12 protein-coding genes and 5 pseudogenes are annotated in these 16883 nt (G+C 75.2%); 11 read left to right on the top strand and 6 right to left on the bottom strand.

The annotated features are described in order from the left end of the window. Positions 1-6 precede the first annotated feature (6 nt). Together KPL57_RS62700 and KPL57_RS62695 are read right to left on the bottom strand one after the other, a co-directional pair. Positions 7-667 (bottom strand): annotated as a pseudogene (locus KPL57_RS62700) (response regulator transcription factor). Positions 668-674: 7 nt separating this feature from the next. After that, entirely contained in the window at positions 675-2222 is a 1548-nt protein-coding gene (locus KPL57_RS62695) for a cell wall metabolism sensor histidine kinase WalK (RefSeq protein ID WP_226359157.1), read from the bottom strand. A gap of 199 nt (positions 2223-2421) precedes the next feature. On the opposite strand from KPL57_RS62695, the gene KPL57_RS62690 reads away from it, so the two are divergent. Then, positions 2422-3963 (top strand): AlkA N-terminal domain-containing protein, encoded by a 1542-nt coding sequence (locus tag KPL57_RS62690; protein WP_308253471.1) that lies wholly within the window; start codon positions 2422-2424, stop codon positions 3961-3963. After that, positions 3960-4457, top strand: coding sequence for a methylated-DNA--[protein]-cysteine S-methyltransferase (locus KPL57_RS62685; protein WP_226359156.1), 498 nt, complete (start codon positions 3960-3962; stop codon positions 4455-4457). Before KPL57_RS62690 ends, KPL57_RS62685 begins: the two co-directional genes overlap by 4 nt. Positions 4458-4523: 66 nt before the next feature. Here the strand turns inward: KPL57_RS62685 and KPL57_RS62680 are convergent, their stop codons facing one another. Continuing rightward, positions 4524-5060: a hypothetical protein gene (locus KPL57_RS62680; protein WP_075308235.1), complete on the bottom strand. Its 537-nt coding sequence runs from the start codon at positions 5058-5060 to the stop codon at positions 4524-4526. Between the two features lie 247 nt (positions 5061-5307). Between KPL57_RS62680 and KPL57_RS62675 the strand changes: the two genes are divergently transcribed. The 3 genes from KPL57_RS62675 to KPL57_RS62665 all read left to right on the top strand — a co-directional run bounded on the left by KPL57_RS62675 (position 5308) and on the right by KPL57_RS62665 (position 8541). Beyond that, entirely contained in the window at positions 5308-6903 is a 1596-nt protein-coding gene (locus tag KPL57_RS62675; protein ID WP_226359155.1) for a DNA recombination protein RmuC, read from the top strand. A 76-nt stretch (positions 6904-6979) separates the two neighbouring features. Next, positions 6980-7321, top strand: coding sequence for a DUF6542 domain-containing protein (locus KPL57_RS62670; protein WP_226359154.1), 342 nt, complete (start codon positions 6980-6982; stop codon positions 7319-7321). 671 nt (positions 7322-7992) lie between these two features. Beyond that, positions 7993-8541, top strand: a complete 549-nt coding sequence (locus KPL57_RS62665; RefSeq protein ID WP_226359153.1) for a L,D-transpeptidase — start codon at positions 7993-7995, stop codon at positions 8539-8541. 69 nt (positions 8542-8610) lie between these two features. Here the strand turns inward: KPL57_RS62665 and KPL57_RS62660 are convergent. Beyond that, positions 8611-9592, bottom strand: a pseudogene (locus tag KPL57_RS62660) (4-hydroxy-3-methylbut-2-enyl diphosphate reductase). Positions 9593-9796: 204 nt separating this feature from the next. Here KPL57_RS62660 and KPL57_RS62655 point away from each other — a divergent pair. From KPL57_RS62655 to KPL57_RS62645, 3 genes and pseudogenes are all read left to right on the top strand, one after another. After that, the gene (locus tag KPL57_RS62655; RefSeq protein WP_308253469.1) at positions 9797-10312 is read left to right on the top strand and encodes a lipid droplet-associated protein; all 516 of its coding nucleotides are present in this window, start codon (positions 9797-9799) and stop codon (positions 10310-10312) included. After that, positions 10309-11517 (top strand): annotated as a pseudogene (gene xseA / locus KPL57_RS62650) (exodeoxyribonuclease VII large subunit); the annotation flags it as partial. The gene KPL57_RS62655 and the pseudogene xseA, both read left to right, overlap by 4 nt. A 25-nt stretch (positions 11518-11542) precedes the next feature. After that, positions 11543-11770: an exodeoxyribonuclease VII small subunit gene (locus tag KPL57_RS62645; RefSeq protein ID WP_226359171.1), complete on the top strand. Its 228-nt coding sequence runs from the start codon at positions 11543-11545 to the stop codon at positions 11768-11770. Positions 11771-11842: 72 nt separating this feature from the next. Here the strand turns inward: KPL57_RS62645 and KPL57_RS62640 are convergent, their stop codons facing one another. Further along, positions 11843-12217: a hypothetical protein gene (locus KPL57_RS62640; RefSeq protein ID WP_226359152.1), complete on the bottom strand. Its 375-nt coding sequence runs from the start codon at positions 12215-12217 to the stop codon at positions 11843-11845. Positions 12218-13002: 785 nt separating this feature from the next. Continuing rightward, positions 13003-13644, bottom strand: a complete 642-nt coding sequence (locus KPL57_RS62635) for a DUF4245 family protein (RefSeq protein ID WP_226359151.1) — start codon at positions 13642-13644, stop codon at positions 13003-13005. A gap of 445 nt (positions 13645-14089) precedes the next feature. Between KPL57_RS62635 and glpX the strand changes: the two are divergent. The 3 genes and pseudogenes from glpX to KPL57_RS62620 form a co-directional block, all read left to right on the top strand. Then, a pseudogene (gene glpX / locus KPL57_RS62630) lies at positions 14090-15078 on the top strand (class II fructose-bisphosphatase). A 53-nt stretch (positions 15079-15131) separates the two neighbouring features. Next, a pseudogene (locus KPL57_RS62625) lies at positions 15132-16533 on the top strand (class II fumarate hydratase). A gap of 166 nt (positions 16534-16699) precedes the next feature. Next, on the top strand, positions 16700-16883 hold a 184-nt coding region (locus tag KPL57_RS62620; protein WP_226359150.1), incomplete at its 3' end, for a hypothetical protein.

The raw sequence follows: 16883 nt of genomic DNA, 5'->3' as shown, positions 1-16883 counted from the left end.
GACTCCTCAGCCCGGTTCGAGCCGGTAGCCCGCGCCGCGCACCGTCGCGATCCAACCGGCGCCGAGCTTACGACGCAGGTAGCGCACGTAGACGTCGACGACGTTGGACGAGGCCCCCGACTCGGCGGGCCCCCAGACCAGCCGGAGCAGCTGGTCGCGGGACAGCACCTGGCCCGGGTGGCGCAGGAACGTCTCGGCCAGCGCGCACTCGCGCGTGGACAGCTCGACGGTGCGGCCGTGCACGCTCACGTGCCGGGTGCGGGGGTCGAGCTCGAGTCCGTGGAAGGTCAGCAGATCCGGGTCCGGGACCGGGCGGGCGCGCTCCAGCCGCAGCCGGATCCGGGCCACCAGCTCCTCGAACCGGAACGGTTTGGCCATGTAGTCGTCGGCGCCGCCGGTCAGCCCGGCGACGGTGTCGTGCACGCTGTCGCGCGCGGTCAGGATGATCACCGGGAGGCTGCTGCCGGCCGCCCGCAGTCGTCGCAGGACCTCGAAGCCGTCCATCCCGGGCAGCCCGATGTCGAGCACCAGCAGGTCGAACCCCCCGGACACGGCGTGGTCGTGCACGCCGGCCCCGTCGGCGACGACCGTGACCTCGAAACCCGGCTCCTACCAGGCCCTTCTTCACGAAGGACGCGATGCGCGGCTCGTCCTCGGCCACCAGGATCCGCTGGTCACGTCTCGCTCCTCGGCAGGTCCAGCGTGAAGGTCGCCCCGTGCCCGGGCGTGCTCTCGAGCAGCACGCGACCGCCGTGCGTCGTCGCGATGGCCTCGACGATGGACAGCCCGAGCCCGGCGCCGTCGGAGCGGGGTGCGTCGTCGCCGCGCGCGAAGCGTCGGAACACCCGCTGCCGGTCCTCCGGCGCGACGCCCGGTCCGGTGTCGGCCACCCAGATCCGCACCCGCCCGTCGACCGCCTCCGAGCCGAGCGCGATCCGGTCGCCGTCGCCGGTGAAGCGGGTCGCGTTGTCGGCCAGCGCGACGACGGCCTGGGTGATCCGCTGCGGGTCCATCCGGCACCGCACCGCGGCCACCGCCTCCAGCCGCCAGTCCCGGTCGGCGAGGCCGGTCAGCTTCTCGAACAGCTCCCGGGTCAGTGCGCCGACGTCGACGAGCTCGGTCCGGAGCAGCGACGGCTGTTCGGCCCGGGTCAGCGCGAGCATCTCCGACACCAGCCGGTTCATCCGCTCCAGCTCGTCGTCGACCAGGGCGACGGTCTCGACGACGTCGTCGGGGTCGTGCGGGTCGAGCACCCCGAGGTGCCCCCGCACGATGGTGATCGGGGTGCGCAGCTCGTGGCCGGCGTCGTCGACGAACCGCCGCTGGGACTCCATCCCGCTCTGCACCCGGTCGAGCATCGCGTTCAGCGTGATGGCCAGCTCGGCGATCTCGTCGCGGGCCTGCGCGCGCTGCGGCACCCGGCGCGACAGGTCCCGCCCGGTGATGGTGTTCGCGGTCGCGGCGACGTCGCGCAGCGGGCGCAGGATGCGCCCGGCCACCAGCCACGCCCCGACCGCGGACAGCAGCGCCGTACCGAACCCGACCAGCCCCATCAACCGCGCGGCCTCGTGGGCGAAGTCGTGCTCGCGGTCGGTGAAGTAGCCGATCACGATGACGCCGCGCTGCGGGTCGCCGGCGAGCCCGACCGGCAACGCCGACCAGCGCACCTCGCCCGCCGAGCTCTCGTAGGACCCGCGGGTGGGACGACGGACGTCGGCGACCAGCGCGGTGAACGCCGGGTCCTCGCGCAGCAGCACCCGCGGGCTGGTCCGCCGGGACTCCCAGCGGAAGCGCCCGTCGAGGTAGCCGAGGAACTTCTCGTTCGGCCGCGCGACGTTCGCGGCGATCACCGACCGCAGGATCTCGTCGACCGAGGAGTACGGCCGGCCGGTCGTCGGGTTGATGCCGGTCTCGGTGACGCGAGCGAACTCGGCGATCTCGGAGTTCAGCGCCCCGTCGATCCGACGGTCGGTCTCGTCGATCAGCAGCATCCAGGTCAGCAGCGTGACGACGCCCAGCGAGGCCAGCCCCAGCAGCACGACCCACCCGACGATGCGGGTGCGGGCCCCGATCGCCCGACCGACGCGGCGGGGCCCGGGGCCGGACCCGACGGCCTCGGTCGCGATGATCGCCTCCAGTTCGTCCGTGCCGGTGACCATGATCCCGTACCCGCTGCGGGACGGGCGCACCGTGGGCAGCGCTCTCGTGCCGACACCCGGCACGGATGAGCACCGTCGGTCGTCGATACAGCTCCGTTGGGAGTAAGGCACGCTCCGCCGTACGGCGCACAGGTGACACACGGACATCGTCGAACGGCTGCCACCACCCGGACGGCCGAGCACCACACCCGTCCGGGCCGAGCTCCGACGACCGGGACCGAGGGGACGTCGTGCGCCTGCCCTGGACCGGCCCCGGACACCGGTGACCGATTCCCGCCAGTGGCGGCGGCCGCCCAGTGGCATCGTCGGCACCGTGCTGCTCGACCACGACTCCTGCTACCGCGCCGTCGCCGCCAAGGACGCGCGGTTCGACGGCCAGTTCGTCACGGCCGTGCGCACCACCGGCATCTACTGCCGTCCGTCCTGCCCGGTACCGCCCCCGCGCTCGCGCAACGTCGAGTTCCTGCGGACCGCGGCCGCCGCGCAGACCGCGGGTTACCGGGCCTGCCGGCGGTGCCTGCCCGACGCCGTCCCCGGCTCGCCGGAGTGGAACCTGCGTGCCGACGCCGCGGGGCGGGCCATGCGCCTGATCGCCGACGGCGTCGTCGAGCGCGACGGGGTCCCCGGGCTCGCGTCGCGGCTGGGCTACTCGCCCCGCCAGCTCGGCCGGATCCTCACCTCCGAGGTGGGTGCCGGGCCGCTGGCCCTGGCCCGCGCGCAGCGCGCGCACACCGCCCGCATCCTGGTCGAGACCACCCCGCTCGGGCTGGCCGACGTCGCGTTCGCCGCCGGGTTCGGCAGCGTCCGGCAGTTCAACGACACCGTCCGAGCCGTCTACGGCGTCCCGCCCTCCCAGCTGCGCGCCGAGGCCGCCCGCCGCACGCGCAACCGCGAACCCGGCCCGCCCGGGGCGCTCGTGCTGCGGCTGCCCTACCGGTCCCCGTTCGACCCGCACGGTCTGCTCGACCACCTCGCGGCCCGCGCGGTCGACGGTGTCGAGACCGTCGACGGCGGCACCTACCGCCGCACGCTGCGGCTCCCGCACGGACCGGCCGCCGTCGTGCTGGACCTGACCGCGCGGCCCGGGGCCGTGGTCGCGACGCTGCGGGCGTCCGACCCGCGGGACGTCGGCCCCGCGGTGTACCGGCTGCGCCGATTGCTCGACCTCGACGCCGACCCGCTCGCCGTCGACGCCGTGCTGGGAGCCGACGACGCACTCGCCCCCCTGGTCGCCGCGACGCCCGGGATCCGGCTGGCGGGCACCGTCGACCCGGCCGAGACGGCGGTCCGCACGGTGCTGGGCCAGCAGGTGTCGGTCACCGCCGCCCGCACCGCCGCGGCCCGTCTCGCGGCCACCTACGGGACGCCGCTGCCCGCGGAGCTGTGCGACGACGGCGGACCGCACCTGCTGTTCCCCGAGCCGGGAACCCTCGTCGACGCCGACCTCGCGGGCCCGGCCCGACGGGCGTCGTCGCTGCGCGGGCTGTGTGCCGCGCTCGCCGACGGCACGCTCGCCCTCGACCCCGGGCGCGACCCGGACGACCTGCGCGCCGAGCTGTGCGCGCTGCCCGGGATCGGACCCTGGAGCGCCGGCTACCTGGCCATGCGGGTCCTGGGCGACCCCGACGAGCTGCTCGCCTCCGACCTCGCGGTGCGCCGCGGCGCCGAGGCGCTCGGACTGCCCGGCGACGGGGCCGCGCTCACCGCGCGCGCCCGCGCCTGGGCCCCCTGGCGGTCCTACGCCGCCACCCATCTCTGGCGGGCCGCGACGTCCGCCACCACCACCGCTCGGAGGAGCGCATGAGCACAGCAACGTGGTCCACACGGGACACCCCGGCCGGGCCGTTCACCGCGGTCGTCGACGACGACGGCCACGTCCTCGCCTCCGGCTGGACCGCCTCGGTCGACGAGCTGCTCGCCCTGGTGCACCGCTCACTGGCCCCGACGACCGTGGTCGAGGGCGACCTCGGCGCGGTCGGCGAGGCGGTCGACCGTTACCACGACGGCGAGCTGTCGGTGATCGACGACGTGCCCGTCCGCCAGCGGTCCGGCCCCTACCGGGAGCTGGCGTGGGACGTGCTGCGGACCGTGCCCGCGGGGGCGCCGGTCACCTACACCGGCTACGCCGAGAAGACCGGCCGCCCCGCGGCGGTGCGTGCCGCGGCCGGCGCCTGCGCGTCCAACGCGGCGGCGCTGTTCGTCCCGTGTCACCGGGTGCTGCGCAGCGACGGGACCCTGGGCGGGTTCCGCTACGGCCTGGCCGTGAAGCGGTGGCTGCTGGAGCACGAGGCGGTCTGAGACCGTCCCCGGCGACCGCGGATCGCGCACCGCGGTCGCCGGGTGCCCCGGCACCGGTGCCCCGGGTCAGCCCTCGGTGACCGGTCCGACCTGGATCCCGGCGTCGACGCCGATCGGTCCCCGGGCCAGGAAGCTGCCCGGGATGTCACCGCCGGGACCGTGCAGCGAGAACTCCAGCTCGTTCGCCGGGGCGGGCCCGGCGGAGTTGCGGATCTGCACGTCGAACTGCACGGGCTCCCCCGGCCCGAACTCGACGGCGCGGGTCTGGTCGCCGTAGGGCACCGCGACCTCGGAGGCGCGCGGCGAGCCGTTCAGGCTGAACACCAGGTCCGACGGCGATCCGGACAGCAGGCACGGCGCGGTGCCCGGGGCCGCGCTGAGCACGACCGAGTAGTGACGGTGCCCGGCGCTCGCCGGCGCCGGGTGGATGGTCGCCTGCTGGTTCGCCGGTCGGCAGGCGCTGGGCGCCGGGTCCCCCGCCGGCGTCGCGGGTGCGGCCGAGGCGACCCCGGCCGGGACGAGCACGGCCGCGGCGGCGACGGCCAGGGCGGCGGTGGTCGTGGCGGCCGTACGGCCGATGGTGCGGGCGAGTCGGGTGGTCATCACAGGTACCTCTCTCACTCTCGCGGCGCCCGGGCCCCCCGGCCCGGACCGTCGGCCCCCGAAGGTCCGACACCGGAGAAGACGTGTGCATAGCGAACCGGTTCGCCCCGCGTGGCATCCGTCTCGCCGGGGCAACCCGCCCGGCCGCAGGCCTCCCCCTGCGATCCGGTGCGCCACACCGGACTCCGGACACGCCGCCGACCTGCGGCGACGCGGAACTGTCGGGGGTGCGGTGCACGCTGCGGGGGTGGACGTCCTCAGCCTGCTCCTCGGATCGATGCTCGGTGCGGCGGTTGCCGCCGCCGTGGTCTGGTCGGTGGCCGCCGCCCGGTTCCGTGCCGAGGCGGCCGAGGCGGCCCGCGCCGCCGCGAACACCGCCGCCACCACCCGGGCGGACGCAGCAGGCCTGCGCGCCGAGCGCACCGCGCTGCTCGAGCGGGTCGAGGAGCTGCACGAGTCGCTCGACGACGCGACGAACCGGGCCCGGCGCGCCGAGTCCGAGGCCGCCGGGGCCACCGCCGCGCTGCGCGCCGAGCGGGAGGCCCGGGCGCAGGCCGAGGCCGCGACGACGCGCCGTGAGGCCGAGCTGAAGGACTCCTTCGCCGCGCTGTCGCAGGACGCGCTGGCCCGCAACAACGAGGCGTTCGTGGCGCTGGCGGAGAGCCGGATCAAGGAGGCGACCGCCGCGCTCGCGGCCAGGGCCGACGGCGACCAGGCGGCCCGCGCGAAGGCCGTCGAGCAGCTGCTCGACCCGGTCTCGGCGGCGCTGGGCCGGGTCGAGGGGCAGCTGCGGACGGTGGAGAAGGAACGCGAGTCCGCCTATGCCGGGCTCCGCGAGCAGGTCAGGGCGATGGCGGCGAGCTCGGACAGGCTCGGCACCGAGACGAAAGCGCTGGTCAACGCGCTGCGGGCGCCGCAGGTGCGGGGCCGCTGGGGTGAGATGCAGCTGCAGCGGGTCGCCGAGATGGCCGGGATGCTCGAGCACTGCGACTTCTCCACCCAGGTGTCCGCCGCCGGGGAGGACGGCGGGGTCCGCCCGGACATGCTGGTCCGGCTCGCGGGCGGCAAGCAGGTCGTCGTCGACGCGAAGGTGCCGTTCGCGGCCTACCTGCAGGCGGTCGAGGCCTCCGACCCGGACGTGCACACCGAGCGGCTCGCCGCGCACGCCCGGCAGCTGCGCACCCACGTGGACCAGCTCTCCGCCAAGGCCTACTGGGAGTCGTTCGAGCCGACACCGGAGTTCGTGGTGCTGTTCGTGCCCGGCGATCCGTTCCTGGAGGCCGCACTCCGCTCGGACCCGGGGCTGCTGGAGTACGCCTTCGGCCGCAACGTCGTGCTCTCGACGCCGACCACCCTCGTCGCGCTGCTGCGCACCGTCGCCTACGGCTGGAAGCAGGAGGCGCTGGCCCGCAACGCCGCCCAGGTGCACCGGCTCGGGCGCGAGCTGCACGGGCGCCTCGCGACGATGGGCACCCACGTCGCGAAGCTCGGCCGCAGCCTCGACGCGGTCGTGGACAGCTACAACCGGACCGTCTCCTCGCTGGAGGCCCGGGTCCTGGTGAGCGCCCGGAAGTTCACCGAGCTGCAGGTGTCCGACACCGAGCTGGAGACCCCCGCGACGGTCGACCGGACCCCGCGCGGTGTCTCCGCACCCGAGCTGGTCGCCTCCGCCGGGGACTCGCTGGTGTCCCTGGAGGACCTCGGGCGGCCCGACCACAACCGGACGGACGGCACCCGATCCGGCGGTGGCCGACCCGACGGCGCACATCCGGGCACGTTCGGCGACGGCGACACGGAACACGACGAGGCGGCCGGGACACCGTGGCGGGAGGGGTTAGGCTGACCGGGTGACCACGGCCCGATCGAGTTCGGCCCGCCGGCCCGGCCGGGGGTCCGCCCCCGCGCGCGGTGGCTGGCCGGTGCGCGAGCGGTCCCTGCTCCCCCCGGTCCTCGGGATCCCGCCGCTGGCGGCGACCGGCCTGGCCGTCGGCACCACAGCTCTCGGGGTCCTGGTGGACCTGCTGCGGATCGGCACCGTCGGCCGGGTGTTCGAGGTCTGCTACCTGCTCGGTTGCGTGCTCGCGGTGTCCTGGGTCCGCCGGCGCAGCCTGTTCCTGCCGGCCGTGCAGCCGCCGCTGCTGCTCGCCGTCGTCGTCCCGCTGGTCGCGGTGCTCATCGGCGCGCCGTCCGGTGGCGGCGCGGCGCAGAGCCTCTCATGGCGGGCGCACCGCTCATCAACGCGTTCCCGGCGATGGCGGTGACCACGCTGGTCGTGCTGGCTCTCGCCGGCCTGCGGGTGCTGCGCCAGGGCTCAGCCCGGACGACGCGGTCGGCCGGCTGCGGCAGCGCCTGGGCCGCGACCCGGCGGGACGACCCGGACGGGCCCGGCGGGCGGACCCGGGCGCCGCGCGGTGCGGTACGCCCGGCGACGGCGACCGCGGCCCGGTCCCGCACGTCCGGCACCGCCCGCACCGGGTCGGCCACCGGGTCGACCCCGACCGCTCCGCCCGACGCGACGCGGCCCGCACCGGGTCCACCGCGCGCGCCGGTTCCACCGGCACGGGTCTCGCGCACCGCTCCGCACGCGATCCCCCGGGATCTCGCGCAACCGGCTCGGCGGCACGCTCCACCGGGTCCGCACGCTCCGGCCTCCCGCGCGGAGTCCCCCCGTGTCGATCCGTCCCGCTCCGAGCCCACCCGCGGGTCCGACGCGCGGGGCGACCGGCCGGACACGCCGCGACACCCGCTGACGGCGGAACCGGCGCCCGCATGCATCCGCCCAGGTGGACGGCCGGAACGTACCCCGCAGACCGCCCGAGTGACGACGGACCGGACAATGGCAAACCCACTGCCCCTCCCGAACGTCTTCCCCATCGGGGGCACGGCGTGACCCCGCCGCTCCCCCCGACGCACGCCGGACCACTGGAGAGCCATGTCGACCACCCGCAGCCCCCGCAGGACGCGACCCGCGATCGTCGTCGCGCTGGTCACCGCGGCCGTCGCGCTGATCGGCGTCGGCACCGCGATCCGCCGGGCCCCGGCCGCCCAGGCCTTCCGGGACCAGCCGCTCGTCGCGGGCACCCCGTGCACCGTCACGGCCCGCGCCTGTGTCGACCTCGACTCGCAGCGCTCCTGGCTGTTCACCGACGGGAAGATCACCCACGGGCCCGTCCCGGTCGCCATCGGCGGCCCGGGCAAGGAGACCCCGATCGGCCACTCCCTGCGGGTGTACCGCAAGGAGCAGCTCCACAAGAGTGGCGAGTACACGATGACCAACGGCGAGCCCGCCCCGATGCCGTGGGCGGTGTTCTTCCAGGACGGCGGCATCGCCTTCCACGAGGGCCGCACCGACACCCCGTCGGCGGGCTGCGTCCGGCTCGCGCCGGAGAACGCGAAGCTCTGGTTCGACACCCTGCAGATCGGTGACCAGGTGCAGGTCGTGTCGGCGAAGCAGGTCCAGGCGGACCGCGCGGCGGGCTGACCGCCCACCCCCTGTACGACGCAGGCCCCGGACCGAGTCGGTCCGGGGCCTGCGTCGTGCGTGACGGGCTCAGTTCACCGGGGTCAGGCCCAGCGACCGGCCACGCGGCGGGCGCAGCTCACGGGGCAGCGAGAAGGTCAGCGTCTCCTCGGCGGTGTCGACCTCCTCGACCGAGCCGAAGCCGCGCTCGGCCAGGTACTCGACGACGCCCTGCACCAGGATCTCCGGCACCGACGCGCCGCTGGTGATCCCGACCGTCGTGACGCCGTCGAGCCACGACTCGTCGATCTCACGGGCGTAGTCGATCAGGTACGAGGCACCGGCCCCGGCGGAGGGCGACCTCGACCAGACGCACCGAGTTCGACGAGTTCCGCGACCCGACGACCAGCACGAGGTCGCAGCGCGGCGCCATCGTCTTCACCGCCACCTGACGGTTCTGCGTGGCGTAGCAGATGTCGTCCGACGGGGGGTTCTGCAGCTTCGGGAACCGCTCGCGCAGCGCGCGCACGGTGTCCATCGTCTCGTCGACGCTGAGCGTGGTCTGCGAGAGCCACACGACCTTCTCCGGGTCGCGGACGGTCACGGAGTCGACGGCGGCGGCGGACTCGACGAGCTGGATGTGCTGGGGCGCCTCACCGGAGGTCCCCTCGACCTCCTCGTGCCCGGCGTGCCCGACGAGCAGGATGTCGTAGTCCTCGCGGGCGAAACCGCTTCGCCTCCTGGTGGACCTTGGTCACCAGCGGGCAGGTCGCGTCGATGGTCTGCAGGTTCCGGCCCGAGGCCTCGGCGCGGACCGCGGGCGAGGGACGCCGTGCGCGGAGAACACGACGTGCGCACCCTCCGGGACCTCCGACGCCTCGTCGACGAAGATCGCGCCGCGCTCGCGCAGCGTCTCCACCACGTGCTTGTTGTGCACGATCTCCTTGCGGACGTACACGGGGGCGCCGTACTGGTCGAGTGCCTGCTCCACACCGCCTCGACGGCACGGTCGACGCCCGCGCAGTAGCCGCGGGGCTTGGCGGAGCAGGACCTGCTTGGCAGAACCGGACATGCCCCCAGGGTACGGACCACCCCGGGAACGGGCAGCCGCACGTGACCGGCCCGACCGGGCGCCCGGCGCGACAGGCGACCGCGGATCAGGGGACAATGGCGTGCATGTCTCCGCTGCCGTTCCCCGTGCGGATCGCCGCCGGCCTCGTCGTGACCGCCGTCGAGCAGGCCCGAGAGCTGCCGCGGCACGCCCGTCGAGCTGCCGGTGACCGCGGTCAGCCAGGCGTTGCAGGTGTCCATGCGGGTCCAGCAGCGGATCACCGAGCTGGCGATCAAGGGTGACCGCGCGCTGGGCACCCTGCGTCCCGCCGACGACGTCCCCAGCTGGGCGACCTTCGACGACGACCTGGCCGACGGCGCCGACCTCCTCGCGCTGCCCGACCCGGAGCCGATCGCCCCGCCGCTGCCGCCCCGCCGCCCCGGCCGGCCGCAAACGGCACCGTGTCGTCGCTGCGGCCCGCCCGCACCGGCATCCCGATCGACCGGTCCCCGTCGTTCCCGGCCGGCGGCGGCGTCGAACCGGGCCGAGGCGAGCGCGACCGTGCCGGCCGTGCTGCCCCGAGTACCCGACGATGACCGTGCCCAGCTGCGCGGCAAGCTCCGCACGCTGAGCCTCGACGACCTCGCGGACCTCCTCGCCTGGGAGACCGCACACGAGAACCGGCCGCCGTACGTCACGATGCTGACGAACCGGATCGCGACGGTGTCCGAGAACCGTTGAGCGCCACGACCTCCGAGGAGGACCCGTGGGCCGGTCCGCACGGTCGCCCGCAAGATCGCCGAGTGGGTCGACCGGCTCGGCGCGGTGTGGGTCGAGGGCCAGCTCGCCCAGGTCAACGCCCGCTCCGGGACCGCGTTCCTGACCCTGCGTGACCCGGCCGCCGACATCTCCCTGCAGCTGACGGCGCCGTCGTCGCTGGTGCGCGACGCCGGCGCCGCCGTGACCGAGGGCAGCCGGGTGATCGTGCACGGCAAGCCGTCGTTCTACCTGGGCCGCGGCACGCTGTCGCTGCGCGTCGACCGGATCCGCGCGGTCGGTCTCGGCGAGCTGCTGGCCCGCATCGAGCGGCTGCGCAGGCTGCTCGCCGCCGAGGGACTGTTCGACCCGTCCCTCAAGCGGCGCCCGCCACTGCTCCCGCACACCATCGGCCTGGTCACCGGGCGCGACTCCGCGGCCGAGCACGACGTGGTCCGCAACGCGACCGCGCGCTGGCCGCGGTGCGGTTCCGGATCGAGAACGTCGCCGTACAGGGCGGGCTGGCCGTGGAGCAGGTCGTCGGCGCGCTGCGGGCGCTCGACCGCGACCCGGACGTCGAGGTCATCGTGCTCGCCCGCGGCGGCGGCAGCGTCGAGGACCTGCTGCCCTTCTCCGACGAGACGCTGTGCCGCGCCGTCGCCGCCTGCCGGACCCCGGTCGTGTCGGCCATCGGGCACGAGCCGGACACCCCGCTGGTCGACCACGTCGCCGACGTGCGCTGCTCCACCCCGACCGAGGCCGGACGCAGCCTGGTCCCCGACCTCGCCGAGGAGACCGCGCGGATCTCCGGGCTGCGCGACCGGGCCCGCCGAGCCCTGCACGGCTGGGTCGACCGCGAGCAGCACCGCCTCGACGACCTGCGACGGCGGCCGGTGCTCGCCGACCCGCTGCGCATGGTCACCGCCCGGGAGGGCGAGATCGCCGACGCCCGCGCCGCCGCCCACCGCGCGGTGCTGCGCCGGCTGGACCGGGCGTCGTCGGAGCTGGAGCACCTGGGCGCCCGACTCGCCGCGCTCGGCCCGACCGCGACCCTGGCGCGCGGCTACGCGATCGTGCAGCTCGCCGACCGCACCGACGACGTGCCCCCGCTCCTGCGGTCGGTCGCCGACGCGCCCGCCGGCACCGGCCTGCGGATCCGGGTCGCCGACGGCGCCGTCGCCGCCACCGTGACCACCACCCCGACCCGGAGACCCGATGAGCGACCGACCGGCAGTGGAGACCCTGGGCTACGAGCAGGCCCGCGACGAGCTCATGGAGGTCGTGCGCGCGCTGGAGGTCGGCGGCCTCGGCCTGGACGAGTCCGTCGCGCTGTGGGAGCGCGGCGAGGCCCTGGCCAAGCGCTGCGACGCCCAGCTCGCCGGCGCCCGCACCCGCATCGAGGAAAAGCTCGCCGACGCCGACGCCGACCCCGACGACACCTGAGCTTCCGACACGGGATGCGGCGTCCCACACGGATTCCGAACCCGTGTGGGACGCCGCATCCGGTGTGGGAGGTCACCGGGGCGGCAGCCTCGTGCGGAGGCGGGTCAGGAGGGCAGCGGGGGCGTCCAGGTCGCGCCAGGTCCACCGGACGACGTGCAGGCCCAGGTCACGGAGCCGGTCCTCGCGGATCTTCTCCTCGGTGATCACCTGACCCGCCGTCCTCCCCGGCGGGAGCAGACGCCCGTACTTCACCTCGCCGTCGAACTCCCCGACGACGGGCGGGCTGCCGTCCCACCAGAAGTCGACGGTCGCGCACCACCGGCCGCCGGCGTCCCGGACCTCGCGCTGCAGGTCGGGGGCCGGGAGCCCGGCCGCGTGGAACAGCACGCGGCTCCGTGACTCGCCGGGGCTCGCGGCGCGCCCGTCGGCGAACCGCGCGACGCGCACCGCGGCCGCCGTCCCCCCGGCGACGACGCTCCGGGCGCGCCGCGGTCAGGAGCTCCGCGGTCCGGAGCCCGTACCGCCGGGCCAGACCGTCCGCGACGACGACCGCCTGACCGAACGGCACCGTCCTGGCCACGTCGGCGACGGTGCGGGCGGGCGCGGTCACCAGGATCCCGCGCACCCACAGCGTCTCCGCGGGATCGAGGGGCACCGTGTGGAGGACGAGGTCGTGTCCCCGGCGAGCCCCGGTCGGCGCCGACCGCGTGACGTGGACGCGGTCCAGCGGCACGTCCCAGATCTCGGTGCCGTGCACGACCGCGGCGGAGACGTGGCTGACGACCGCGGGCGACTCGAGCCGACGCACCACCCCGCGCACGGCGCGCTCGTGCCCGGCGACGAGCTCCTCCAGTGCCGACCGGGATCCCCCCGCGGCCCCAGCGAACCCGGCGGCCCCGGTGTCCCCCGCGGCCCCGGCGGCCCGGCGGCCCCGGCGGCACGGCACCGCGGTACATCCCACGGCAGACCCGCACGATCGCCCCCGAGCCGACGGCGTGGCGGATCTCGGCCTCGCTCATCCTCGCGGCGAGCAGCTCAGAGCGCCGCACGGGCGTCGTACCGGGCAGAAGGTCCATGCCCCGACCCTGCCCCGCAACACCCCGGCCGACGCCCCCGAACCGAACCCTGTGGATAACTCCCCGCAATGTGGACAACCACGTCCCACAGGGGTTCCGGCGTCCCACACGGGATCGGATCCCGTGTGGGACGTCGGACTCCGTGTGGGACCGGGGTCAGGAACCGGGTGGGAAGACTCGGGCGGTGGTGAGGGCATCGGCGAGGGTTCGGAACTGGTCCTCCGACGCCGAGCCGGTCACCAGGACGCGGACCTCGGGACGGCCGGGCAGCGTCGCGACCCGGAAGGGCTCGCCGCCCTCGGCGCCGTAGACCTCCCAGGTCAGGCCGCCCCGCCTGCACGGTGCCGCGCATCGTCGGGGGGGCCGTCGCCGCGCCCCGCGGAGCCGGACTCGGTGGCGAGGACGCCCTCGACCGACCCGTCGGTCTGGACGCAGGCTCAGGAAGTCCGCGTCGGGGGTGACGAAGCCCGATGCACGGCGGTGCCGCCGCCCTCGACCGGGCCACGACGATCGGTGGAGTTGGCCCGGCCGGAACCCGGCACGTCCGGCAGCCCGCAGCGGGAAGGTCGAGCCGCGGGCGTACTCGGCGATCCGGGCCCGGGGCGTCGACGCTGGCGCCGACGCGGCGTCCTCGGCCGGGCCGCCGGGCGAGAACGAGCACGACCCGCCGACCGAGAAGATCAGCAGGGCGACCGGGACGAGGATCAGACAGGCCCAGATCAGGTCGCGCACCGACGCGTCGCCGCGGCCGGGCTTGTGCATCGCCTGCGGGCCGGCCTCCGGGATCCGGCGGGTCACCGGCGGCGGCTGCGGCCGTCCGGCCCGGGCCGCACCCGCGGGCGCGGCGGCCGGAGCCCGGGCCGCAGCGGGAGCCGGTCCGAGTCCGCAGCCGCAGCCGGGTCCGCGGCTGGGGAAACAGGCGCGGCCGGGTCAGGGGCCGCCGGGTTCGGGCCGCCGGGGACCCGCCGGGCTCCGAGGCCTCCGGGCGCTCCGAGGACGGCGTTCCCGGGTCAGGTCGTGCGCTCACGTGTCCATCGTCCCAGGCATGGCGTCGGTCGCTCATCACTGCTCCCCGGCGCCCCACGTGCGAGGATCGCCGGGCGCCTCCCCGTACGCCGGTCACCACCCGGGCGAGGGGACGTCGCCGACGAGCACGCCGCCCGTGAATGGAGACGTATCCGTGAGCCAGTCCGCCCACCCCGCCGCCCCCCGCCGTCGTGAGGCGCCCGACCGCAACCTGGCGATGGAGCTGGTCCGGGTCACCGAGGCCGCCGCCATGGCCGCGGGGCGCTGGGTCGGCAAGGGCGACAAGAACGGTGGCGACGGCGCCGCCGTCGACGCCATGCGCCAGCTCATCTCGTCGGTGTCGATGCGCGGTGTCGTCGTCATCGGCGAGGGCGAGAAGGACGAGGCCCCGATGCTGTTCAACGGCGAGGAGGTCGGGAACGGCGAGGGCCCGTTCTGCGACGTCGCCGTCGACCCCATCGACGGCACCACGCTGATGGCCAAGGGCATGCCGAACGCGCTCGCGGTGCTCGCCGTCGCCGAGCGCGACGCGATGTTCGACCCGTCCGCGGTGTTCTACATGGAGAAGATCGCGGTCGGCCCGGACTCGGCCGACGTCATCGACATCACCGCGCCGGTCGCGGAGAACATCCGCCGGGTCGCGCGGGCCAAGGAGACCGACGTCGCGCCGACGTGACGGTCTGCGTGCTCGACCGCCCGCGACACGAGCAGATCGTCGCCGAGATCCGCGAGGCCGGCGCCCGGATCTCCTTCATCTCCGACGGCGACGTCGCCGGTGCCATCGCCGCGGCACGTCCCAACTCGGGCGTGGACATGCTCTACGGCGTCGGCGGCACCCCGGAGGGGATCATCACCGCGGCCGCGCTCAAGTGCATGGGCGGCGAGATCCAGGGCCGCCTCTGGCCCACCGACGACGCCGAGCGGGAGAAGGCCCTCGCCGCGGGCCACGACCTCGACAAGGTCCTGACCACCGCCGAGCTCGTGCGCGGCGAGAACGTCTTCTTCTGCGCCACCGGCATCACCGACGGCCCGCTGCTGCGCGGCGTCCACTACCGGGGCGGCGGCGCGACCACCCAGTCGATCGTGATGCGGTCCAAGTCCGGCACGGTGCGGCTGATCGACGGCTACCACCGCCTCACCAAGCTGCGCGAGTTCTCCTCCGTCGACTTCGACGGCGTCGAGGGCGAGGCCCCGCCGCTGCCGTGAGGTTAGGCTCACTTAACACTGCGGGACGGGTCGCGGAGGAGTAGACCTTCGCCATGAGCGAGGACTTCCGCATCGAGCACGACACCATGGGCGAGGTCCGGGTCCCCGCCGACGCGCTGTGGCGGGCCCAGACCCAGCGCGCGGTGGAGAACTTCCCGATCTCCGGCCGCGGCCTGGAGCGCGCCCAGATCCGCGCGCTCGGCCTGGTCAAGGCGGCCGCGGCCCGGGTGAACGGCGAGCTGGGCGTACTGGACGACGACCGGGCCCGCGCGATCGCCGCGGCCGCCGACGAGGTGGCCGCGGGCGGGCACGACGACCACTTCCCGGTCGACGTCTTCCAGACGGGCTCCGGCACGTCGTCGAACATGAACGCCAACGAGGTGATCGCCTCGCTGGCCGCCCGCGCCGGCACGGACGTGCACCCGAACGACCACGTCAAACGCCTCGCAGTCGTCGAACGACGTCTTTCCCGACGACCATCCACCTCGCCGCCACCGAGGCGCTGGCGACCGAGGTCGTCCCGGCGCTGGAGCACCTCGAGGCCGCGCTGCGCCGCCGCGCCGCGGACTGGTCGGAGGTCGTGAAGGCCGGCCGCACCCACCTGATGGACGCCGTCCCGATCACCCTCGGCCAGGAGGCGGGTGGCTGGGCCAGCCAGGCCGGCTACGGCGCGGACCGCGTCCGCGACGCGCTGCCCCGCCTCGCCGTCCTGCCGATCGGCGGGACCGCGGTCGGCACCGGGCTGAACGCGCCGGACGGTTCGGCGCCGCCGTCGTCGCGAAAGCTGCGCGAGACCACCGGTCTGGAGCAGCTCGCCGAGGCCGCCGACCACATCGAGGCCCAGGGCTCGCGTGACGGCCTGGTCGAGGCCTCCGGCGCGCTGCGCACCGTCGCCGTGTCGCTCTACAAGATCGCCAACGACCTGCGCTGGCTGTCGTCCGGACCGCGGACCGGGCTGGCCGAGATCCACCTGCCGGACCTGCAGCCGGGCAGCTCGATCATGCCGGGCAAGGTCAACCCGGTGATCTGCGAGGCCACGATGATGGTCTGCGCCCAGGTCAGGGCAACGACGCGTGCGTCGGCTTCTCCGGCAGCCAGGGCAACCTGGAGCTGAACGTGATGATGCCGGTGATGGCGCGCAACGTGCTGGAGTCCGCGCGACTGATCGCGAACGTGGCGCGGCTGCTCGCCGACAAGGTCGTCGACGGGATGGAGCCGACCTCGAGCGCACCCGCGAGTACGCCGAGTCCTCGCCGTCGATCGTCACCCCGCTGAACTCGAAGATCGGCTACGAGGAGGCGGCGGCGCATCGCGAAGCAGGCGCTGAAGGAGCGACGGACCATCCGCGAGGTCGTGATCGAGCGCGGGCACGTGGCGAACGGGACGCTCACCGAGGCCGAGCTGGACCGCGCCCTGGACGTGCTGGCGATGACCCGCGGCGAGAAGCGCTCCTGACCCGGCTGCGCCCGGTCACCGCGCCGGCGCACCGGGTCAGTCCACCCGCTGTTCATCTCCGGTCCCCGTTCGGTCCACATCGACGTGACACTGTGTGAGCGCCAGTCGATCACTTTCACTCGAACGGACCGCATCATGGCCGACCAGCGCTTCGCGTACGTCCCCTGTGCACGATCTGCGCACCGGTCGCGTCGCCGGGGTCGAGGTGGTGCCGCGCCAGCAGCACGACGCGGTGGCCGTCGTGGCCCGCGACCGCGGCTGGGACGCCCGCCGGATCGCCGAGCTCGACGCGGGTACCGCGGTCTCGGCGGTCGCGTCGGCCCGCGCGCACGGCGGCACGGTCCCGATCC

Source organism: Pseudonocardia sp. ICBG601, assembly GCF_020496245.1.
The sequence above is the reverse complement of the archived record's forward strand: the minus strand, read 5'-3'. Positions and strand labels throughout refer to the sequence as shown.

What these genes read in the sequence shown, in the direction of transcription:
- KPL57_RS62645 (WP_226359171.1), top strand. Translation starts at nt 11,543, where the DNA reads ATGAGCGACCGACCGGCAGTGGAGACCCTGGGCTACGAGCAGGCCCGC.
- KPL57_RS62685 (WP_226359156.1), top strand. Translation starts at nt 3,960, where the DNA reads ATGAGCACAGCAACGTGGTCCACACGGGACACCCCGGCCGGGCCGTTC.
- KPL57_RS62665 (WP_226359153.1), top strand. Translation starts at nt 7,993, where the DNA reads ATGTCGACCACCCGCAGCCCCCGCAGGACGCGACCCGCGATCGTCGTC.
- KPL57_RS62680 (WP_075308235.1), bottom strand. Translation starts at nt 5,060, where the DNA reads ATGACCACCCGACTCGCCCGCACCATCGGCCGTACGGCCGCCACGACC.